We start from the raw sequence: 2,158 nt of genomic DNA, 5'->3' as shown, positions 1-2,158 counted from the left end.
GCGCCGCCCACCGCGGTGAGGTGAGCTTGGCCCTGCGGGTCGACGATTGTTGCGCTTGTCGTGCCGCTCGGGCCGGTGACGTCGATGCGTACTTGCGCGCTCCCGCCCTTGCCAGGCGAGTACAGGAGTCCGCGTCGTAGCGGTGTGAAGCGGTCGCCGCGACCCCAACGGAACAGACCCACCTTCTTGGCGGCGAGCAGCGCAGTTGTGGATGCATGCGAACTGAAACCTATTCGAGTGCTGGCAGTTTCGGCGCCCAGGGTCATGGGGAACGTGAATTGTTCCGGAGTGTCGATTCTTCCGACCTTGGTGCGCGATCCGGGGAAGTCGACCCAGCGTGTATCCGTCAACGGGCTGACGGTGATCGGGTTTCCTTGCTGCATCACCTCGAAATCCTGGCCGAGACGATCAATGAAGTCGACGGAGTCGAGCCCGGCAATGTCGTTGACGTCGTAGCGAATCGAGACGTCGATCGTGCTCGCGCCACCCAGTTCCTCGGCCAGCGCTGCGGCGACGACATTGGTGACTCCGCCCATCCATCCAGACGACAGGTACACCGGTGCGCTCGGCGACTTCTGACCCGCCAGAGTGGCGGCGCGAGCGACGCGGGTTGTCCAGCGGGTGATGTCCACGTAGGGAATTCCGGCCTCGACGGCGGCGGACAGGACACGATCGTGGGGATCGTTGACCGTCGACACGACCGCGCGTACGGACGCGTCGAAGAGCGTCGGGTCGAGGAGGTCCCAGCGGCGAACGGAAGCGCCGTGACGGCTGGCCAGTTCGTTGCCGCGCTCGGGGGTGCGTCCGGTGAGGAGTAGTGGGAAGTCGGGGGCGAGCAAGGCGGTCAGGGCGCTGCCCACGGTTCCGTATCCGCCTGCTACGAGGATCGGGCCGTCGGCTGAATACTGCAATGAATCGGTCATGCACTCAACTCTAGGTCAAATGACCTAAAACGTCGAATGGAGTCTTTCCAGTGCTCAGTCCCGGTGTCGCACGATGTTGACGACGTTGCCGTCGGGTGCCCGGACGAGGAATCGGCGAACACCCCACTCTTCGGTCGTAATGGGGTGCACGATTTCGTAGCCGAGCCTTCGGGCCTCTTCGTAGGCGCCGTCGACGTCGTCCGTGTGGACGGAGATGACCGAGTCCTCGGCTGCAGTGGCGTCGTGCGTGACGAGTTGTACGTTCGCGCCGGTGTCGGGAGAGGTGTAGCGAGCGACCCACCCCATGTTGAACTCTTCGGTGCTCAGGCCGAGATAGTCGGAGTAGAAATTCTTGGCGGCTCCGACATCGGCGACTTTGAGATTGGCGGTGATCCGTCGTGCACGCATGTGGTTCTCCTACCCTCGGCAACAGATGTGCTCGATGATCGTCCGAAAGCGGAGTCATGTCGACTATGCCGTCCGAAGATGCGGGCTAACTGGCTGATTCGATCTGTCACTGCGGATCGAACGAGCCCACGGTGCCCCACCGGGAGAAGGGAAGGACGATCAATTGAACCTTGCCGATGACATTGTCGATCGGCACCGTTCCGCTGCGTTCGTCATCGAGATGGAAACGTGAATCCTTCGAATGGGCGCGGTTGTCGCCCATCACCCACAGGTTCCCGTCGGGAACCGTGACCGGCCCGAAATACCTTCCTTGACAAGAGGTACCGTTGCCCGGAATGCGATTGTCGATGTACGGCTCGGTCAGCGGCTTGTCGTTCACTCGAAGCCCCTCTTCCTCGGACAGGCACTGCACGGTTTGCCCACCGACCGCGATTACCCGCTTCACGAGATCGTTCTCGTCCGGCGGGACCAAACCGACGATGGATCCGAGTCCTTGAAGTGCCCGGACCACGGAGTTGTCCGACCGAATGGATTGATACTCGTCGTTCCAGGATTCGGGTCCCTTGAACACGACCACATCCCCAGGTTGCGGATCCCCGAATCTATAGCTGATTCTGTCGACGAAAATCTTGTCTCCCGTGCAGTCGGTGCATCCGTGAAGCGTCGGTTCCATGGACTCCGACGGGATCAGAAATATGCGTCCGACGAAGTTCTGGATGACAACACTCAGGACAAGTGCGACGACAACGAGGATGAGAATCTCACGCCACAGTGGACGTTTTCTCGGGTGATCAGCCGTCGTCGATTCAGTCGAGTCTTCGTGGGCG

3 protein-coding genes are annotated in these 2,158 nt (G+C 61.3%); all 3 read right to left on the bottom strand.

Features of this window, described 5'->3' with window-relative positions:
• On the bottom strand, window positions 1–923 hold a 923-nt coding region (locus ABX74_RS06820; RefSeq protein WP_047888472.1), incomplete at its 3' end, for a saccharopine dehydrogenase.
• A 54-nt stretch (window positions 924–977) separates the two neighbouring features.
• Window positions 978–1,331 carry a VOC family protein gene (locus ABX74_RS06815; RefSeq protein WP_020909467.1) on the bottom strand — a complete coding sequence of 118 codons (354 nt, stop codon included), beginning with the start codon at window positions 1,329–1,331 and terminating at the stop codon, window positions 978–980.
• A 106-nt stretch (window positions 1,332–1,437) separates the two neighbouring features.
• A partial coding sequence (lepB, locus tag ABX74_RS06810; RefSeq protein ID WP_047888471.1) for a signal peptidase I occupies window positions 1,438–2,158 on the bottom strand: 721 nt, incomplete at its 5' end.

The organism is Rhodococcus sp. ARP2 (assembly GCF_001029585.1).
Classification (GTDB): Bacteria; Actinomycetota; Actinomycetes; order Mycobacteriales; family Mycobacteriaceae; genus Rhodococcus_F; species Rhodococcus_F erythropolis.
Note: the sequence above shows the minus strand (reverse complement) of the source record. Positions and strands in the feature narration are given on the sequence as shown.

What these genes read in the sequence shown, in the direction of transcription:
- ABX74_RS06815 (WP_020909467.1), bottom strand. Translation starts at nt 1,331, where the DNA reads ATGCGTGCACGACGGATCACCGCCAATCTCAAAGTCGCCGATGTCGGA.